The sequence below is a fragment of the Erwinia sp. GW821-FHT03D09 genome (assembly GCF_059420805.1).
This window is the reverse complement of sequence record NZ_JBWKUK010000006.1, coordinates 78,738-94,524: the sequence shown is the minus strand read 5'-3', so window position 1 is coordinate 94,524 and position 15,787 is coordinate 78,738. Positions and strand designations below refer to the sequence as shown.

The following is a 15,787-nucleotide window of genomic DNA, read 5'->3' as shown; positions in this document are numbered from 1 at the left end:
CGGCACTACGTTTGAGAAGCAATGAAATAATGGCGCAATTCTACTCTGCAAAACGGCGCGTGACGACCCGCCAGAAAATAACAGTTGTCGTTAATGACCTTGATGCATTTGGTCAGGGCGTGGCACGCCATAATGGCAAAGCGCTTTTTGTGCAGGGAGCACTACCTGGTGAACAGGTTGAAGTTGAAATCAGTGAAGATAAGCGCCAGTACTCCCGGGGTTCGGTTAAGCGAATTCTCGCGGCCAGCCCACAGCGTGTTCAGCCCTGCTGTCCGCATTATAGTCGCTGCGGCGGCTGCCAGCAGCAGCATGTACCGGTTGAGTTACAGCAGCAAAGTAAAGCCAGCGCGCTGGCACATATGCTTTCAAAGGAGAGCGGTTCACCGGTTGCGGTGGATGATATTATTTCCGGCCAGGCGTGGGGCTATCGGCGGCGCGCGCGTCTGAGCCTGAATTATCAGGTAAAAACGCAAACTCTGCAGATGGGGTTTCGCGAGCAGGCCTCCAGTGATTTGGTCAGTATCACCCAGTGCCCCATTTTGAAGCCCGAACTTAATGCGTTAATTCAGCCGCTCCATCTATTGTTAAGCGGGTTGCAGGCCGTCAGGCGACTTGGCCACGTTGAACTGGTGCTGGCAGATAACGGTCCGCTGCTGGTTTTGCGTCATCTTGATGCACTCAGCGCTGCAGATCGTCAAAAACTGGAACAGTTTTCGCATAAACATCAACTGTTGCTGTTTCTTGCGCCGGATAGTGAGACTCTGGAGCAACTTAACGGAGAAATGCCGGTTATCCATTCCGGTCCGTTAGGTTTGACCTTCAGTCCGCGAGATTTTATCCAGGTTAACGATGAAGTTAATCAGCAGATGGTGGCCCGTGCGCTGGCGTGGCTGGATCTGCAACCGCAGGATCGGGTGCTGGATCTGTTCTGCGGAATGGGAAATTTTACCCTGCCTATGGGAAATTTGGCTGAAAATGTCGTGGGTGTGGAGGGTGTTGCAGCATTAGTGGCAAAGGCTGCGTATAATGCAGCATTAAATAATCTGAACAATGTCGCGTTTTACCAGCATAACCTTGAAGAAGACGTGACAAGTCAGCCCTGGGCTGGCGAAGGATTCAATAAGGTGTTACTGGACCCGGCGCGCGCCGGAGCGGCCGGAGTGATGGAGCATATTGTTAAACTTGCGCCGGAACTCGTGGTCTATGTTTCCTGTAACCCGACAACACTTGCCAGGGACAGTCAGGTACTCCTGAAGTCCGGCTACCAATTGGAGCGGGTGACAATGCTCGATATGTTTCCACATACCGGGCATCTGGAATCCATGGTGCTGTTTAGCCGAAAATAAGCCCTGAACGGGGCTATGCCAGGAGAGGATATGGTTGCGGTAAGAAGTGCACATTTGAATACGGCTGGCGAGTTTGCCCTCGACCAATGGATCACCAGTCTGGGCATCTCTAACCAGCAGTCATGTGAACGACTGGCCGATACCTGGCGCTATTGTGAAACCGCGACCAAAGGGCACCCCGATGCCGCGCTGCTGCTGTGGCGTGGTGTTGAAATGGTGGAAATTCTCTCCATGCTCAGCATGGACAATGAGACATTACGTGCGGCGCTGCTGTTCCCGCTGGCCGATGCCAATGTCGTCACCGAAGACGTGCTGGAAGAGCATTTCGGTAAGCCTATCGTCTCGCTGGTCCACGGCGTGCGTGATATGGATGCTATTCGCCAGCTGAAAGCCACCCATAACGACTCCATGGCCTCTGAACAGGTCGATAACGTTCGCCGCATGCTGCTGGCGATGGTGGAAGATTTCCGCTGCGTGGTGATTAAGCTGGCTGAACGTATTGCGCACCTGCGCGAGGTCAAGGACGCGCCGGAAGATGAGCGCGTACTGGCGGCGAAAGAGTGTACCAATATCTATGCTCCGCTGGCTAACCGCCTGGGGATTGGCCAGCTGAAGTGGGAACTGGAAGATTTCTGCTTCCGCTATCTGCACCCTGATGAATACAAACGTATTGCTAAACTGCTGCACGAACGTCGTATCGATCGCGAAGATTATATTGATACGTTCGTGCAGTCGCTGCGGGATGAAATCGTCAAAGAGGGTGTTAAGGCCGAGGTGTATGGTCGCCCGAAACACATCTACAGCATCTGGCGTAAGATGCAGAAAAAATCGCTGGCCTTCGATGAGCTGTTCGACGTGCGCGCGGTGCGCATCGTGGCCGAACGCCTGCAGGACTGCTACGGCGCGCTGGGGATTGTGCATACCCTTTATCGCCATCTTCCCAGCGAATTTGATGACTATGTCGCTAACCCAAAACCGAACGGCTACCAGTCGATCCATACTGTGGTGCTGGGGCCGAAAGGCAAAACCGTTGAAATTCAAATTCGTACCCGCCAGATGCATGAAGATGCCGAGCTGGGCGTGGCGGCGCACTGGAAGTATAAAGAGGGCGGAACGGGCGGCAGCGTGCGTGGTGCGTCCGGCCATGAAGAGCGTATTGCCTGGCTGCGTAAGCTGATTACCTGGCAGGAAGAGATGGCCGATTCCGGCGAAATGCTCGACGAAGTGCGCAGCCAGGTGTTCGACGATCGGGTATATGTGTTTACCCCGAAAGGCGATGTGGTGGATCTGCCCGCCGGTTCTACGCCGCTGGACTTCGCTTATCATATTCACAGCGATATCGGCCACCGCTGCATCGGTGCCAAAATCGGTGGCCGCATTGTGCCGTTCACCTATCAGCTGCAGATGGGCGATCAGATCGATATCATCACCCAGAAGCAGCCGAATCCGAGCCGCGACTGGCTGAACCCTAACCTTGGTTACGTCACTACCAGCCGCGGGCGTTCGAAGATCCATGCCTGGTTCCGCAAGCAGGATCGCGACAAGAATATTATTGCCGGTCGGCAGATCCTGGATAATGAACTGGATCATCTGGATATCAATCTGAGGGACGCAGAGAAACTGCTGCTGCCGCGCTACAACTTCAACACGCTCGATGAACTGCTGGCGGCTATTGGCGGTGGCGATGTGCGCCTCAATCAGATGAGCAACTATCTGCAGTCGAAGCTGAATAAGCCGAGTGCGGAAGAAGAAGATCGCGAAGCACTGCGCCAGCTGACTCAGAAAACCTCGAACAGCGTGCCGCGCAGTAAAGAGAGCGGCAGGGTGGTTGTCGAGGGGGTTGGCAATCTGATGCACCATATTGCTCGCTGTTGCCAGCCGATCCCGGGCGATGACATTACCGGATTTATCACTCAGGGCCGCGGCATTTCGATTCACCGCGCCGACTGCGATCAGCTGGCCGATCTGATGTCGCACGCGCCGGAGCGTATTGTGGATGCGGTCTGGGGGGAAACCTATTCCAGCGGTTATTCACTGGTGGTACGGGTGACGGCTAACGATCGCAGCGGTTTGCTGCGTGATATCACCACGATTCTGGCCAACGAGAAGGTCAACGTGCTGGGCGTTTCCAGCCACAGCGATACTCGTAAGCAGCTGGCGACGATTGATATGGATATTGAGATTTACAATCAGCAGGTGCTGAGCCGGGTGCTGGCGCGGTTGAATCAGGTACCGGATATTATTGATGCGAAGCGGCTGCACTAATAATCGGGGATAATTTTCTGGTTGCGTCGTGGTGGTATGTTGATCGTCGCGGTACGATCGGCGGCTGGCTTATCGGTGCAGGCGGACTTCGCGGACTCGCCGTGAATACCTCCCTGTAGGCTCGACGGGCGCGTCCTTGCGCCCGACGGTCCGCGAAGTCCGCCTGCACCGATTGCTTAACGACTTTTGTGTTGCTGCGAGTTAAACCGAATTTTCTCTGTTGGCCTGACTTTTCTTTGAAAGTATCTCGTTGCAGTGAACCCATTGTCGGTTGGCTGTTTAAGCGTTATTGCTGTCTCACTTTTTCCAGAACCCGTAATAGCCAACCGGCACCACTTTGATTGATCGTCACGGCACGATATCTCTGCAAGGTAAGCTCCAGCGCCAGATAAGTCTGGCCTACGCAACGGACATGGCATCAATATGTACCCACTTTTTTGCTACAATCCCGCAATCGCTAACCGTACAGGCCTGTAGTTTTTTGCTCGCAGCGACACGATGATATGAAGGTGAATGTTCTGCCCCATAACGGTCGCCCGGGCACGAAACGGGTAGCGGCATCAAGCCCAATAACGGTTATTCTCATTCCATTGATTATTCCAATAACAAGGACTCACTACTATGAACGCTCTTGATCACCTGCTGGACATCATGAAAACCCTGCGCGATCCGGAACACGGCTGCCCGTGGGATCGCCAGCAAACCTATGCCACCATCGCCCCCTATACCCTGGAAGAAACCTATGAAGTTATCGACGCCATCGACCGCGCCGATTTCGACGACCTCCGCGGTGAACTCGGCGATCTGCTGTTCCAGGTGGTATTTTACGCTCAAATAGCGCAGGAAGAAGGACGCTTTAACTTCGACGATATCTGTAACGCGATCAGCGATAAGTTGGAGCGCCGCCATCCGCATATCTTTGCCGGTGCTGAAGTAGCCGACAGTGCGGAAGCGCTGGTGAACTGGGAAAAAATCAAAAGCGACGAGCGTGCGGAAAAAGCGCAGTACTCGGTACTGGACGATATTCCGCAGGCGCTGCCTGCGTTGATGCGTGCGCATAAAATCCAGAAACGCTGTAACAGCGTTGGGTTTGACTGGGATACGCTGGGGCCGGTGCTGGGTAAAGTCTATGAAGAGATTGATGAAGTGATGCACGAAGCCCGGCAGGCGGTTGTCGATCAGGACAAGCTGGAAGAGGAGATCGGCGATCTGCTGTTTGCGACGGTGAACCTGTCGCGTCATCTGGGTAAAAAGGCAGAAACCGCGCTGCAAAAAGCCAATATCAAGTTTGAGCGTCGATTCCGTCAGGTTGAACAAATTATCGCCGAACAGGGGCTGGAAACGCCGCAGGCCACGCTGGAACAGATGGAAGCGGCCTGGCAGCAGGTGAAAGCAACGGAATAATTGGCTGACACGATTCAACAAAAATGTGACGCACATCAACATCCTGAATTAAGAAATCAGGTAGTCTCAGAGTGATAAAAGCGGTGGAATAGTCACAACATGGAAACGATTAATTGTCGGCAACAGGGGTTTCGGGTATACTGTTTTCCCGTCCTGGTTATTCATTCCATCGTCTTTAAACCTACATTCTCAGGTTCAGCATGACAACGAACTATATATTTGTGACCGGCGGGGTCGTTTCCTCTCTGGGTAAAGGCATTGCCGCAGCCTCCCTGGCCGCCATCCTCGAAGCGCGTGGTCTTAACGTGACCATCATGAAGCTGGACCCGTACATCAACGTGGACCCAGGTACCATGAGCCCAACTCAGCACGGCGAAGTGTTCGTCACTGATGACGGTGCGGAAACCGATCTGGATCTCGGTCACTACGAGCGCTTCATCCGTACCAAGATGAGCCGTCGTAACAACTTCACTACCGGCCGTATTTACTCTGAAGTCCTGCGCAAAGAGCGTCGCGGCGACTATCTGGGCGCGACCATTCAGGTGATCCCGCATATCACCAATGCCATCAAAGAACGCATCATTGAAGGTGGTGAAGGCCACGATGTCGTGCTGGTGGAAATTGGCGGTACCGTGGGTGACATCGAATCCCTGCCGTTCCTCGAAGCGATCCGCCAGATGGCGGTAGACGTGGGCCGTGAACACACCATGTATATGCACCTGACTCTGGTGCCGTATATGGCGGCAGCGGGCGAGGTGAAAACCAAGCCTACTCAGCATTCAGTGAAAGAACTACTGTCTATCGGTATTCAGCCTGACGTGCTGATTTGCCGTTCAGATCGCGCCGTACCGGCTAACGAACGTGCGAAAATCGCCCTGTTCTGTAACGTACCGGAAAAAGCGGTTATCTCACTGAAAGATGTTGATTCCATCTACAAAATTCCGGGCATGCTGAAGTCTCAGGGCCTGGATGATTACATCTGCAAACGCTTCAACCTGAACGCACCGGAAGCCAACCTGGCCGAATGGGAGCAGGTGATTTACGAAGAAGCCAATCCGGGCGGCGAAGTGAACATCGGTATGGTCGGCAAATATGTCGAACTGCCTGACGCTTACAAATCCGTGATCGAAGCGCTGAAACACGGTGGCCTGAAAAACCGTGTAACCGTCAACATCAAACTGATCGATTCGCAAGATGTTGAAACACGCGGTGTAGAAGTGCTGAAAGATCTGGATGCTATCCTTATCCCTGGTGGCTTCGGCTATCGCGGTGTGGAAGGCAAGCTGATGACCGCGCAGTACGCTCGCGAAAACAACATCCCTTACCTGGGCATTTGCCTGGGTATGCAGGTTGCGCTGATGGAGTTCGCACGTAATGTTGCCCATATGGAAGGCGCTAACTCTACCGAGTTCGTACCGGACTGTAAGTATCCGGTTGTTGCGCTGATCACCGAATGGCGTGACGAAGAAGGCAACGTTGAGCAGCGTACCGAGCAGAGCGATCTGGGCGGCACCATGCGCCTGGGCAGCCAGCAGTGCCAGCTGACCGACGATAGCCTGGTGCGCAAGCTGTACGGCAGCGATACCATCGTTGAGCGTCACCGTCATCGTTATGAAGTCAACAATATGCTATTGAAGCAGATTGAAGCAGCGGGGTTACGTGTTGCAGGCCGCTCCGGGGATGACCAGCTGGTTGAGATTATTGAAATTCCTAACCACCCATGGTTTGTTGCGTGTCAGTTCCATCCGGAATTCACCTCAACACCTCGTGACGGACACCCGCTGTTCAGTGGCTTTGTAAAAGCCGCCAGCGAGTACCAAAAGCGTTTGGCAAAATAAGTATTTTCATAACCGCCTGATCCCGCAGGGTTTCAGGTGGTGTGTCTAAGTTTAAGCTAACTTGTACTGAGGAAAAACTAATGTCCAAAATCGTTAAAGTCATCGGTCGCGAAATCATCGACTCCCGTGGAAACCCGACCGTTGAAGCCGAAGTGCATCTGGAAGGCGGTTTCGTTGGTCTGGCAGCGGCACCATCAGGTGCATCTACCGGTTCTCGCGAAGCGCTGGAACTGCGTGACGGTGACAAATCTCGTTTCCTGGGTAAAGGGGTGACTAAAGCCGTTGCTGCCGTTAACGGTCCTATCGCTGAAGCGGTAACCGGTAAAGACGCAAAAGACCAGGCGAACATCGACAAGATTATGATCGATCTGGACGGTACCGAGAACAAATCCAAGTTTGGCGCTAACGCCATTCTGGCTGTTTCTCTGGCTGCTGCTAAAGCTGCAGCTGCCTCTAAAGGTCAGCCACTGTACGAGCACATTGCTGAACTGAACGGCACCCCGGGCAAATTCTCTATGCCACTGCCAATGATGAACATCATCAACGGTGGTGAGCACGCCGACAACAACGTCGATATCCAGGAATTCATGATTCAGCCTGTTGGCGCGAAAACCATCAAAGAAGCGATCCGCATCGGTTCTGAAGTTTTCCACAACCTGGCGAAAGTTCTGAAAGCAAAAGGCCTGAACACCGCTGTGGGTGATGAAGGTGGCTATGCGCCAAACCTGGGTTCTAACGCAGAAGCACTGGCTGTTATCGCTGAAGCGGTAAAAGCAGCAGGCTACGAGCTGGGCAAAGATGTTACCCTGGCGATGGACTGTGCGGCTTCTGAGTTCTACAAAGACGGTAAATACGTGCTGGCTGGCGAAGGCAATAAAGCCTTCACTTCTGAAGAGTTCACTCACTTCCTGGAAGACCTGACCAAACAGTACCCAATCGTATCTATCGAAGACGGTCTGGACGAATCTGACTGGGCTGGTTTCGCATACCAGACCAAAGTGCTGGGCGACAAAATCCAGCTGGTGGGTGACGACCTGTTCGTAACCAACACCAAGATCCTGAAAGAAGGCATCGAGAAAGGCATCGCTAACTCCATCCTGATCAAATTCAACCAGATCGGTTCTCTGACCGAAACTCTGGCTGCGATCAAAATGGCGAAAGACGCTGGCTACACCGCGGTGATCTCTCACCGTTCAGGTGAAACCGAAGATGCAACTATCGCTGACCTGGCGGTAGGTACTGCAGCGGGCCAGATCAAAACCGGTTCTATGAGCCGTTCTGACCGTGTTGCTAAGTACAACCAGCTGCTGCGTATCGAAGAAGCGCTGGGCAACCGTGCGCCATTCAACGGCCTGAAAGAAGTTAAAGGTCAGTAATGACCGATGGTTCGCAGCGGCCCACGCGGCTGCGAACGCATTGAAAAAGCCCCGTCCTGTGACGGCAATGCCGTTTATTTAAACTGAGCGGCATATCTGTTCCGGATAGTGGGTTTTTAATATCTCAACCGCCCTCGGCCTTTATGGTCGGGGGCGTTTTATTATGAACAGTGCTTCCAGATTTCCCCGCGGATGCTCCCCGTCTTTTCGATATTTTGCCCGGCGAAGCTACATTACCCAGTTCTATCATTTCCGTTGCGATAATAAGCCCTTTGATTGAGAGATTGTCAGGGTTCTTATATGATGCGTTGATCTTATAACCATATACTTCATGATGGATTATGGCTGCGGGATTTTTTTGTATCACCCGGATAAAACCACCTGCGGCGGGCGGAGTGAATAAACGACTGATTGTGGGTGTGATTGCGGCTGCGGCCTGCGGTTATCTACTCTGGCAGTATCTGACGCCGGTTGAGATTGTAGCTGTTCATGATGACGATACTCGTCAGACATTTTCCATATCTGAAGAGCCGTCAGATAGCCTGGTGGGAAGCCAATAAGGACATGATCCAGAGGCAAAATACGGTATACCAGGTAAAGATAGTGATGGCAGTTATAGCGTGGTTATTATGGACTTTGGTGATGGATATCGTATTGACGGTGGTACGGATCAAGATTCAGATCTGCTTTGCTTTGATGAAATGCCTGTAGAACCCCGATGTGTTGAAAAAATCCCCGCTTATGGATTGATTGGAGCCCAAATACGGGGCTGTTTTATCGATAATCATGCCTGTTCATAAAAGATCTTCTTGAGATACTTTTTCGCGCGTATTCTCATGTCCTGTAAAAAAACACCGCTACCACTGGTAGTTCGCTTGCCGGAATTCAGATCTACCCACTCATTATTCCGATGGTAACTGTTGAAGCAGTTAAGGATCGGTTAACCGATCCTTAACTGAAAGGTATTGCGTCCTGTGGCGGGGCTTATTTACGTCTGGCTGGTGCGATTGCCAGGCGATAATTTGTGCATTTAGCCGACTACTGCGGCCACTTCATTTCGCCCTTCAGCACTTTGGCACTCAGTTCCAGTGAAGACTCATCCTTCAGCTGTGGATAATGCTGCTTCATCGCTTTGATGAAGGCCTGCGAATCTTTGGTTTTCGCCAGTTCTGCCTCAGCCGTTTGCAGATAGCGCAGGGTGAAATTGACCGAGGCGACGCTCTCATTGGCACCCGGCAGGAAGTGCCCCGGTATCACGCGGGTCGGCTTCAGCGCCTTGATATCTTCCAGCTTCTGCTGCCAGGCCGAGCGTTCTTCTTTGCTCTGCGCATCCGCCAGCCAGACGTGAATATTGTTACCCGATACCACCACGCCACCCAGCACGGTTTTCAGCGCGGGAACCCACAGATAGCTGTTGTGCGGCTGTGGCCCCTTGAGGCCTTTAATCTGTACCGCCTCGCCATCAACCTTAAAGCTGTCGCCCTGAATCACCTCGGGGACGATCAGCGACTGTGGCGCGTTGTCGCCCATCTTCGGCCCCCAGAAAGCCAGCTTGCCGTCTTTGGTCTGCTTGATCAGCTCAACGGTCGGCGCTGTGGCCACAATTTTCGCGTCCGGGAAGGCGCGATGAAGCGTATCCAGCCCGAAATAGTAATCCGGATCGGACTGGCTGATAAAGATGGTGGTCAGGCGCTTGCCGCTGGCCTTGATGCGTTTCACCAGCTCTTCAGCATCGTTGCGCTGGAACTGAGCATCGATCAATACGGCTTCGGTCGGGCCGGTGATGATCTCCGATGAAACGGCGAAAATGCTGTTTTCTCCGGGGTTGTAAACGTCAAGGTTGAGCGATTGGGCGGCATACAGCGACGGGCTGGCAGCAAAAGCCAGTAGCAGGGCGAAACGAGTTTTCATTTGAGATGACCTTAAGCGGAAAATAAACAGTGTAGGTTGCATATCCCGTGAAATAAACCGACTATCAGGCAACAAATTGTTGCGTAAATCGGACATATGATGGACAGACTGACGGCGGCAAATGTATTTACCACCATCGTGCAGCGCGGCAGCCTGACGGCGGCGGCGGAGGTGCTGGGCATGTCGCGGGCGATGGTGACCCGCTACCTGAGCGAAATGGAAACGTGGTCCGGCGCGCGGCTGCTGCACCGCAGCACCCGTCGGCTGAGCCTGACCGCCGCCGGAGAGCACGCGCTGGTGCGATGTCGGCAGCTGCTGCAGCTGGCAGGCGAGATAGAACAGAGCAACCAGCCTGGAGGGGAAGCTCTCTCCGGGCTGCTGCGGATTTCCTGCTCACTGTCGCTGGGCAACAGCGTGCTGGCCGCGGCGATAACCGCCTTTCAGCAGCGTTACCCGCGCATTCGCATCGATCTTCACTCCAGCAACCAGCTGGTGAATCTGGTGGAGGAGCGTATCGATCTGGCGCTGCGCATTACCGGCCAGCTGGAGCCGAACCTGATCGCTCGTCCGCTAAACACCTGCGAGTCGGTGATTTGCGCCACGCCGGCTTATCTGGCGCGTGAAGGCACACCACAGCACCCTAAGCAGATGACGCACCACAACTGCCTGACCTATTCGCACTTTGGCAAAAGCCTGTGGAACTTCAGTCGGGGGGAGGAGCACGACACGGTCGCGGTCAGCGGCAGCATTAGCGCCAATGACTCGCTTATACTGCTGAGCGCCACGCTGGCCGGGGCGGGAATTTCTATGCAGCCGCTGCACAGCGTGGGGTCGCTGCTGGAGAGCGGCAGGCTGGTCGCACTGCTGCCGGAATTCCAGCTCGATAGCCTGGGGATTTACGCCATCTATACCTCGCGCCAGCACCAGTCCCGTCAGCTGCGCGCGCTGCTCGATTTCCTGGTGGAATGGTTTGCCGGAGAGGAGGCTATAAGCCGTTTGCAGGGGCTACTTTAATCATCCGCAGAATTTTCTTACGAATTGCTGCGCAGGCTTTGGTTGGTCCCGGGCCGACAATCTGCCATAATCTGCGCCCGTAATTTAACCATCAGCCGAGAAGTCGATGCAGTACCCGATAAATGAAATGTTCCAGACGTTGCAGGGCGAGGGGATTTATACCGGCGTACCGGCAATTTTTATCCGCTTACAGGGCTGCCCGGTAGGGTGCAGCTGGTGTGATACCAAACACACCTGGGATAAGCTGGCCGATCGGGAAACCACGCTGGGCGATGTTCTGCTGAAAACGGTGGAAACCGATGCCTGGGGCGCAGCGAATGCCGACGCGCTGATTGGCGTGATCCGCGGCAACGGCTGGACGGCAAACCATATTGTGATCACCGGCGGCGAGCCGTGCATTCACGATTTGACTCCGCTAACCGCAAGCCTGCAGCAGCAGGGATTCAGCTGCCAGATTGAAACCAGTGGCACGTATACGGTGCGCTGTACGCCGGAAACATGGGTGACGGTATCGCCGAAGGTCAATATGCGCGGTGGGTATGACGTGCTGAATCAGGCGCTGGTGCGTGCGGATGAGGTGAAGCATCCGGTGGCACGTCAGCGTGATGTTGATGCGCTGGATGCACTGCTGGCCACGCTGGATGATGACAAAGCGCGGATTATTGCTCTACAGCCAATCAGCCAGAAAGCGGATGCGACGCAGCTGTGCATCGAGACCTGTATTGCCCGCAACTGGCGGCTGTCGATGCAGACGCATAAATATCTGAATATTGCCTGATGCAGTGGGGGACGCGCGTCTGACAGCGTCCCCCTTATCGCTTACTTACCTGATTTCGCTTTCCAGGCATCATATGCCGATTTAATTTCGGCCTTCGCCGCAGCGGTATCACCGAAACCGTTCAGCTCAACTTTCTTACGCCCGTCCGGCAGCTGCTTGTAGACGCGGAAGAATGCTTCCAGACGTTCCTGCTCGATCCTGGGCAGGTCGCTCATTGATTTAATGTCGTCATAGGTCGGATCGATCTTGCTGGCCGGAACCGCCACGATCTTGTCGTCGGACTCCCCGCCGTCGATCATCTTCAGCACGCCGATCGGGCGCAGTTTGATCAGCGTACCCGGTGCCATCGGTGCACGGGTGTAGAAGATCACGTCCAGCGGATCGCCGTCACCGCCCAGTGACTGGGTCAGCGAGCCGTAGTTGGCCGGATAGGCCACCGGCATGGACTGGAAGCGGTCGGCAACGATAAAGCCGGTTTTCGCATCGGTTTCATACTTGATGATGCCGCCCGCCGGGATTTCGGTCAGCGCGTAGAACTCTTCGGGATTGTTATCCGGCTGAGGGAAGTCGAGGATGTTAATGGTGCTGGCCTGAGCGCAGGCGGAAAAAACCAGAGCGATAACGGAAAGTTTGCTGAAAAGCTTCATTGAGATTCTCTCGATCTTTAGTGGAGAGCGACAGGCTAGAGAGCGGGCGTGACAGGAATATGACAAAATATTTCAAAACACGCCCGCGAACGGGCGTGGGGAAGGGGAGCAATCGCGGATGCAAAACGGGCTGATGATGAAGCCCGCTGCGGATTTATTTGGAGACGTCGGTGCCGAAGTATTTCACTGAAATACGCTGCCAGGTACCGTCGCTCTTGATATCGGCCAGCGCCTTATCAATGGCCTCTTTCAGCTGCGGATTGCCTTTTTCAATCAGAATACCGACCTGTTCGGCATCGGAACGGCTGGTGACGATTTTCACCGGCGCATCCGGCTTATGCTTTTTGAAGTCGAGGAACGACAGGTTGTCGTTGATGGTGGCATCTGCACGGCCCTGAGCCACCAGATCAACCGACTGGTTAAAGCCGTCGGTAGCGACGATGTCTGCGCCGTAACTGCGTGCCAGCTGGGCATAGTTACTGGTCAGGGTGTGCGCAGATTTTTTACCTTTCAGATCCTCGAACGTTTTGATCGTCGTATTATCATCGCGCACAATCAGCGCCGCTTTCGAAGAGAGGTACGGCGTGGAGAAATCATATTTCGCCTGGCGCTCTGGGGTGATCGATACCTGATTGATCACCGCCTCATAGCGTTTGGCGTCCAGGCCGGCGATCAGGCCGTCCCATTTTCCCTCAACGAATTCAGCTTTCACCTTCAGGCGCTTCGCCACTTCGCGGCCAATATCAACGTCAAAACCGGTTAACGCGCCCGAAGCATCATGGAAGGTAAATGGAGGATAGGTGCCTTCGGTAGCGATTTTAAAGACGCCAGCCGACTGGATTTTTGCCAGATCGGTTTCCGCCAGCGCTGCGCCAGAAAAACCGATTTGTACCATGCCTGCCAGCAGCAGCGTTGCGATAGTTTTCATAGTCATAACTCCTGAATGGGTTGGGTGATGCTGTCTTAAGTTCAAATTTCCCATGAATCGGGCAGGGTTTCGGTCAGGGTGGAGATAAAGGCTTTGGTCCGGGCTTTTTGCGCTCGGGTAAAAATGTCCTGTGAGGTGCCGGTTTCAACAATTTCACCTGCTTCCAGGAATACCACCTGCTGGGCAATATTGGCCGCCAGCCGCAGGTCATGAGTGGCCATAAGCATGGTCATCCCTTCTTTGGCCAGCTGTCGTAATACCGCCACCACTTCAAGAGAGAGTTCCGGGTCCAGCGCGGAAGTCGGCTCGTCGCACAGCAGCACTTTCGGTGAGGGGGCCAGCGCGCGGGCAATTGCCACGCGCTGCTGCTGGCCACCGGAAAGATTGGCCGGCCAGGCATCGCGCTTGTGCAGCAGCCCCACTTTGGCGAGCAGCTCTTCGGCTCGCTCACGCGCCTGTTTGGCCGGCTGTTTATGCACGGTAATCAGCCCTTCGGTAATGTTTTCAATCACACGCAGATGGGGGAACAGCTGAAAGCTTTGAAATACCATGCCGGTCTGCTGGCAGATGCGATAAACATCTTTTCTGCTGGCGCGTCCGCTGCCGTTAAATACGACTTTTTCATTTCCGAGCGTTAACTCCCCGGCCTGAGGAACCTCCAGCAGATTAACGCAGCGCAGTAGCGTACTTTTCCCACTGCCCGACGGACCAATTAACGCCGTCACGCTGCCTTCTTTTATCGTCAGGTTAATATTTTTTAATACGGGGTTGTCGTCGAATTTTTTTTCAATTCCGGACAGCGTTATCATTATCTTTCTCCTTCACTGCGCCTGTATTTTCCAGTTTTTTCTCCAGACGGGTCTGTAGAGAAGAGAGCACTGAACTGATAATTAAATAAACGATCGCTGCTTCGGTATATAATATTAACGGCTGATAGGTTACTGCCGCAATTCGCTGTGCGGCAAGGAACAGTTCAGGCACGGTAATCACCGAAGCCAGAGACGTATCCTTGACCAGTGAAATAAAAGTGTTCGACAGCGGTGGGACGGCAATGCGTGCAGCCTGAGGAATAATCACCCGGCGCAGTGCCTGTGCCCAGTTCATGCCGATCGAGTGCGCCGCCTCCCACTGGCCTTTCGGCACGGAAAGCAGCGTGGCGCGTATCACCTCTGACGTATAGGCGCCAATATTCATCGTAAAGCCAATTATCGCTGCGGGAAACGCGTCCAGCGTAATACCGGCGCTGGGCAGGGCATAAAAAATCAGGAACAGCTGCACCAGTAGAGGCGTACCGCGAATAAGCCAAACGTATAAGCGAACAATCTTTTTTAACGGCTCTGGTCCATATAAACGGGCCAGTGAAGCAATAAAGCCAAGGGATAATCCAAGAATAAATGAAATTAAGGTTAATGGGATGGTAAATGTCAGTCCGGCATAAAGCATCGGCCAGAATGAATCGATTGCTAAATTAAGCCATGCGGGCACGTGACACCTTCTCTTAATAAGTTATTATTATTGATCTGAACTTATGGCGAGAGACTATCACGAACTAAAAAAACGACTATATATCGTGATTTGCTATTATATATTCGATAAGAATATATAAATTTATATAAAGCTATGCAGGATTTCGCATAAGAAAGTATGGTTGATTTTTAAGGCTTATTTACGGTTTAACCAGACGTATTAGAGGGAAGACAGTGAGAGCGAGACTTATTGGGATGAGGCCAGTCTGAGGTAACCGGACGTCATGCGGCAGGGAAGCCGCGTGCCGAGGCCCGTAGTGAGCGTCTTTTGCCGTGCCGATGTGCTCAGACTGGCCTCGTTCCAGACACCAACTATCAGGTAACGGAATGAGATCGCTCTGCGCGTAGCCAGCGGTTACCGGCAGTGGAGCCGATTAACCGCGATAAACACAGCCGGCGGTGCAGGTTTCTTTCACCATTACCGCGCTCAGCAGCGGCAGTACCGGCTTCATCTGCTGCCAGATCCAGGCCGCCAGCACTTCACTGGTCGGATTTTCGAGGCCAGGAATATCGTTCAGGTTGTAATGGTCCAGTCGATCGTAAACCGGTTTAAAAGCCGCTTTGATCTCGGAAAAGTCCATTACCCAGCCAGTATGTGCATCCACCTCGCCGGTGATCTCCAGGCGCACCATAAAAGAGTGCCCGTGCAGCCGGCCGCATTTATGCCCGGCAGGTACATTTGGCAGATGGTGTGCGGCTTCGAATTGAAAATCTTTAAACAGCGTGGTCGCCATGGTTACAGTCTCAGTCTTGA

The 15,787-nt window shown here is 53.6% G+C and carries 15 protein-coding genes; 9 read left to right on the top strand and 6 right to left on the bottom strand.

The features are described from left to right. Positions 1–29: 29 nt before the first annotated feature. The 7 genes from rlmD (at position 30) to AC07U6_RS07425 (ending at position 9,029) form a co-directional block, all read left to right on the top strand. Positions 30–1,346 carry a 23S rRNA (uracil(1939)-C(5))-methyltransferase RlmD gene (rlmD, locus tag AC07U6_RS07455; RefSeq protein ID WP_494763659.1) on the top strand — a complete coding sequence of 439 codons (1,317 nt, stop codon included), beginning with the start codon at positions 30–32 and terminating at the stop codon, positions 1,344–1,346. A 30-nt stretch (positions 1,347–1,376) separates the two neighbouring features. Further along, entirely contained in the window at positions 1,377–3,611 is a 2,235-nt protein-coding gene (gene relA, locus AC07U6_RS07450; RefSeq protein WP_494763658.1) for a GTP diphosphokinase, read from the top strand. A gap of 621 nt (positions 3,612–4,232) precedes the next feature. After that, positions 4,233–5,015, top strand: coding sequence for a nucleoside triphosphate pyrophosphohydrolase (gene mazG, locus AC07U6_RS07445; protein WP_494763657.1), 783 nt, complete (start codon positions 4,233–4,235; stop codon positions 5,013–5,015). Between the two features lie 200 nt (positions 5,016–5,215). After that, positions 5,216–6,853, top strand: a complete 1,638-nt coding sequence (gene pyrG / locus AC07U6_RS07440) for a glutamine hydrolyzing CTP synthase (protein ID WP_205066073.1) — start codon at positions 5,216–5,218, stop codon at positions 6,851–6,853. 80 nt (positions 6,854–6,933) lie between these two features. Continuing rightward, positions 6,934–8,229: a phosphopyruvate hydratase gene (gene eno, locus AC07U6_RS07435; RefSeq protein WP_105593931.1), complete on the top strand. Its 1,296-nt coding sequence runs from the start codon at positions 6,934–6,936 to the stop codon at positions 8,227–8,229. A gap of 341 nt (positions 8,230–8,570) precedes the next feature. Then, on the top strand, positions 8,571–8,789 hold the full coding sequence (locus tag AC07U6_RS07430; RefSeq protein ID WP_494763656.1) for a hypothetical protein: 219 nt from the start codon (positions 8,571–8,573) through the stop codon (positions 8,787–8,789). A gap of 69 nt (positions 8,790–8,858) precedes the next feature. After that, entirely contained in the window at positions 8,859–9,029 is a 171-nt protein-coding gene (locus AC07U6_RS07425) for a DUF943 family protein (RefSeq protein ID WP_494764541.1), read from the top strand. A 238-nt stretch (positions 9,030–9,267) separates the two neighbouring features. Here AC07U6_RS07425 and AC07U6_RS07420 read toward each other — a convergent pair whose 3' ends face one another. Then, positions 9,268–10,140: an MBL fold metallo-hydrolase gene (locus tag AC07U6_RS07420; RefSeq protein WP_494763655.1), complete on the bottom strand. Its 873-nt coding sequence runs from the start codon at positions 10,138–10,140 to the stop codon at positions 9,268–9,270. Positions 10,141–10,239: 99 nt separating this feature from the next. On the opposite strand from AC07U6_RS07420, the gene AC07U6_RS07415 reads away from it, so the two are divergent. Further along, on the top strand, positions 10,240–11,154 hold the full coding sequence (locus tag AC07U6_RS07415) for a LysR family transcriptional regulator (protein WP_494764540.1): 915 nt from the start codon (positions 10,240–10,242) through the stop codon (positions 11,152–11,154). A gap of 106 nt (positions 11,155–11,260) precedes the next feature. Continuing rightward, positions 11,261–11,932 (top strand): 7-carboxy-7-deazaguanine synthase QueE, encoded by a 672-nt coding sequence (gene queE, locus AC07U6_RS07410; RefSeq protein ID WP_494763654.1) that lies wholly within the window; start codon positions 11,261–11,263, stop codon positions 11,930–11,932. Positions 11,933–11,973: 41 nt separating this feature from the next. On the opposite strand, the gene AC07U6_RS07405 is transcribed toward queE, so the two are convergent. The 5 genes from AC07U6_RS07405 to queD form a co-directional block, all read right to left on the bottom strand. Beyond that, positions 11,974–12,579, bottom strand: coding sequence for an inorganic diphosphatase (locus AC07U6_RS07405; protein WP_494763653.1), 606 nt, complete (start codon positions 12,577–12,579; stop codon positions 11,974–11,976). 154 nt (positions 12,580–12,733) lie between these two features. Continuing rightward, complete coding sequence (locus AC07U6_RS07400) at positions 12,734–13,507, bottom strand: amino acid ABC transporter substrate-binding protein (RefSeq protein WP_494763652.1); 774 nt, start codon at positions 13,505–13,507, stop codon at positions 12,734–12,736. Between the two features lie 41 nt (positions 13,508–13,548). Next, positions 13,549–14,316, bottom strand: coding sequence for an amino acid ABC transporter ATP-binding protein (locus AC07U6_RS07395; protein WP_494763651.1), 768 nt, complete (start codon positions 14,314–14,316; stop codon positions 13,549–13,551). Beyond that, the gene (locus AC07U6_RS07390; protein WP_494763650.1) at positions 14,294–14,992 is read right to left on the bottom strand and encodes an amino acid ABC transporter permease; all 699 of its coding nucleotides are present in this window, start codon (positions 14,990–14,992) and stop codon (positions 14,294–14,296) included. Before AC07U6_RS07390 ends, AC07U6_RS07395 begins: the two co-directional genes overlap by 23 nt. Before the next feature lie 415 nt (positions 14,993–15,407). Further along, positions 15,408–15,767, bottom strand: coding sequence for a 6-carboxytetrahydropterin synthase QueD (gene queD / locus AC07U6_RS07385; protein WP_048917133.1), 360 nt, complete (start codon positions 15,765–15,767; stop codon positions 15,408–15,410). Between the last annotated feature and the right edge of the window lie 20 nt (positions 15,768–15,787).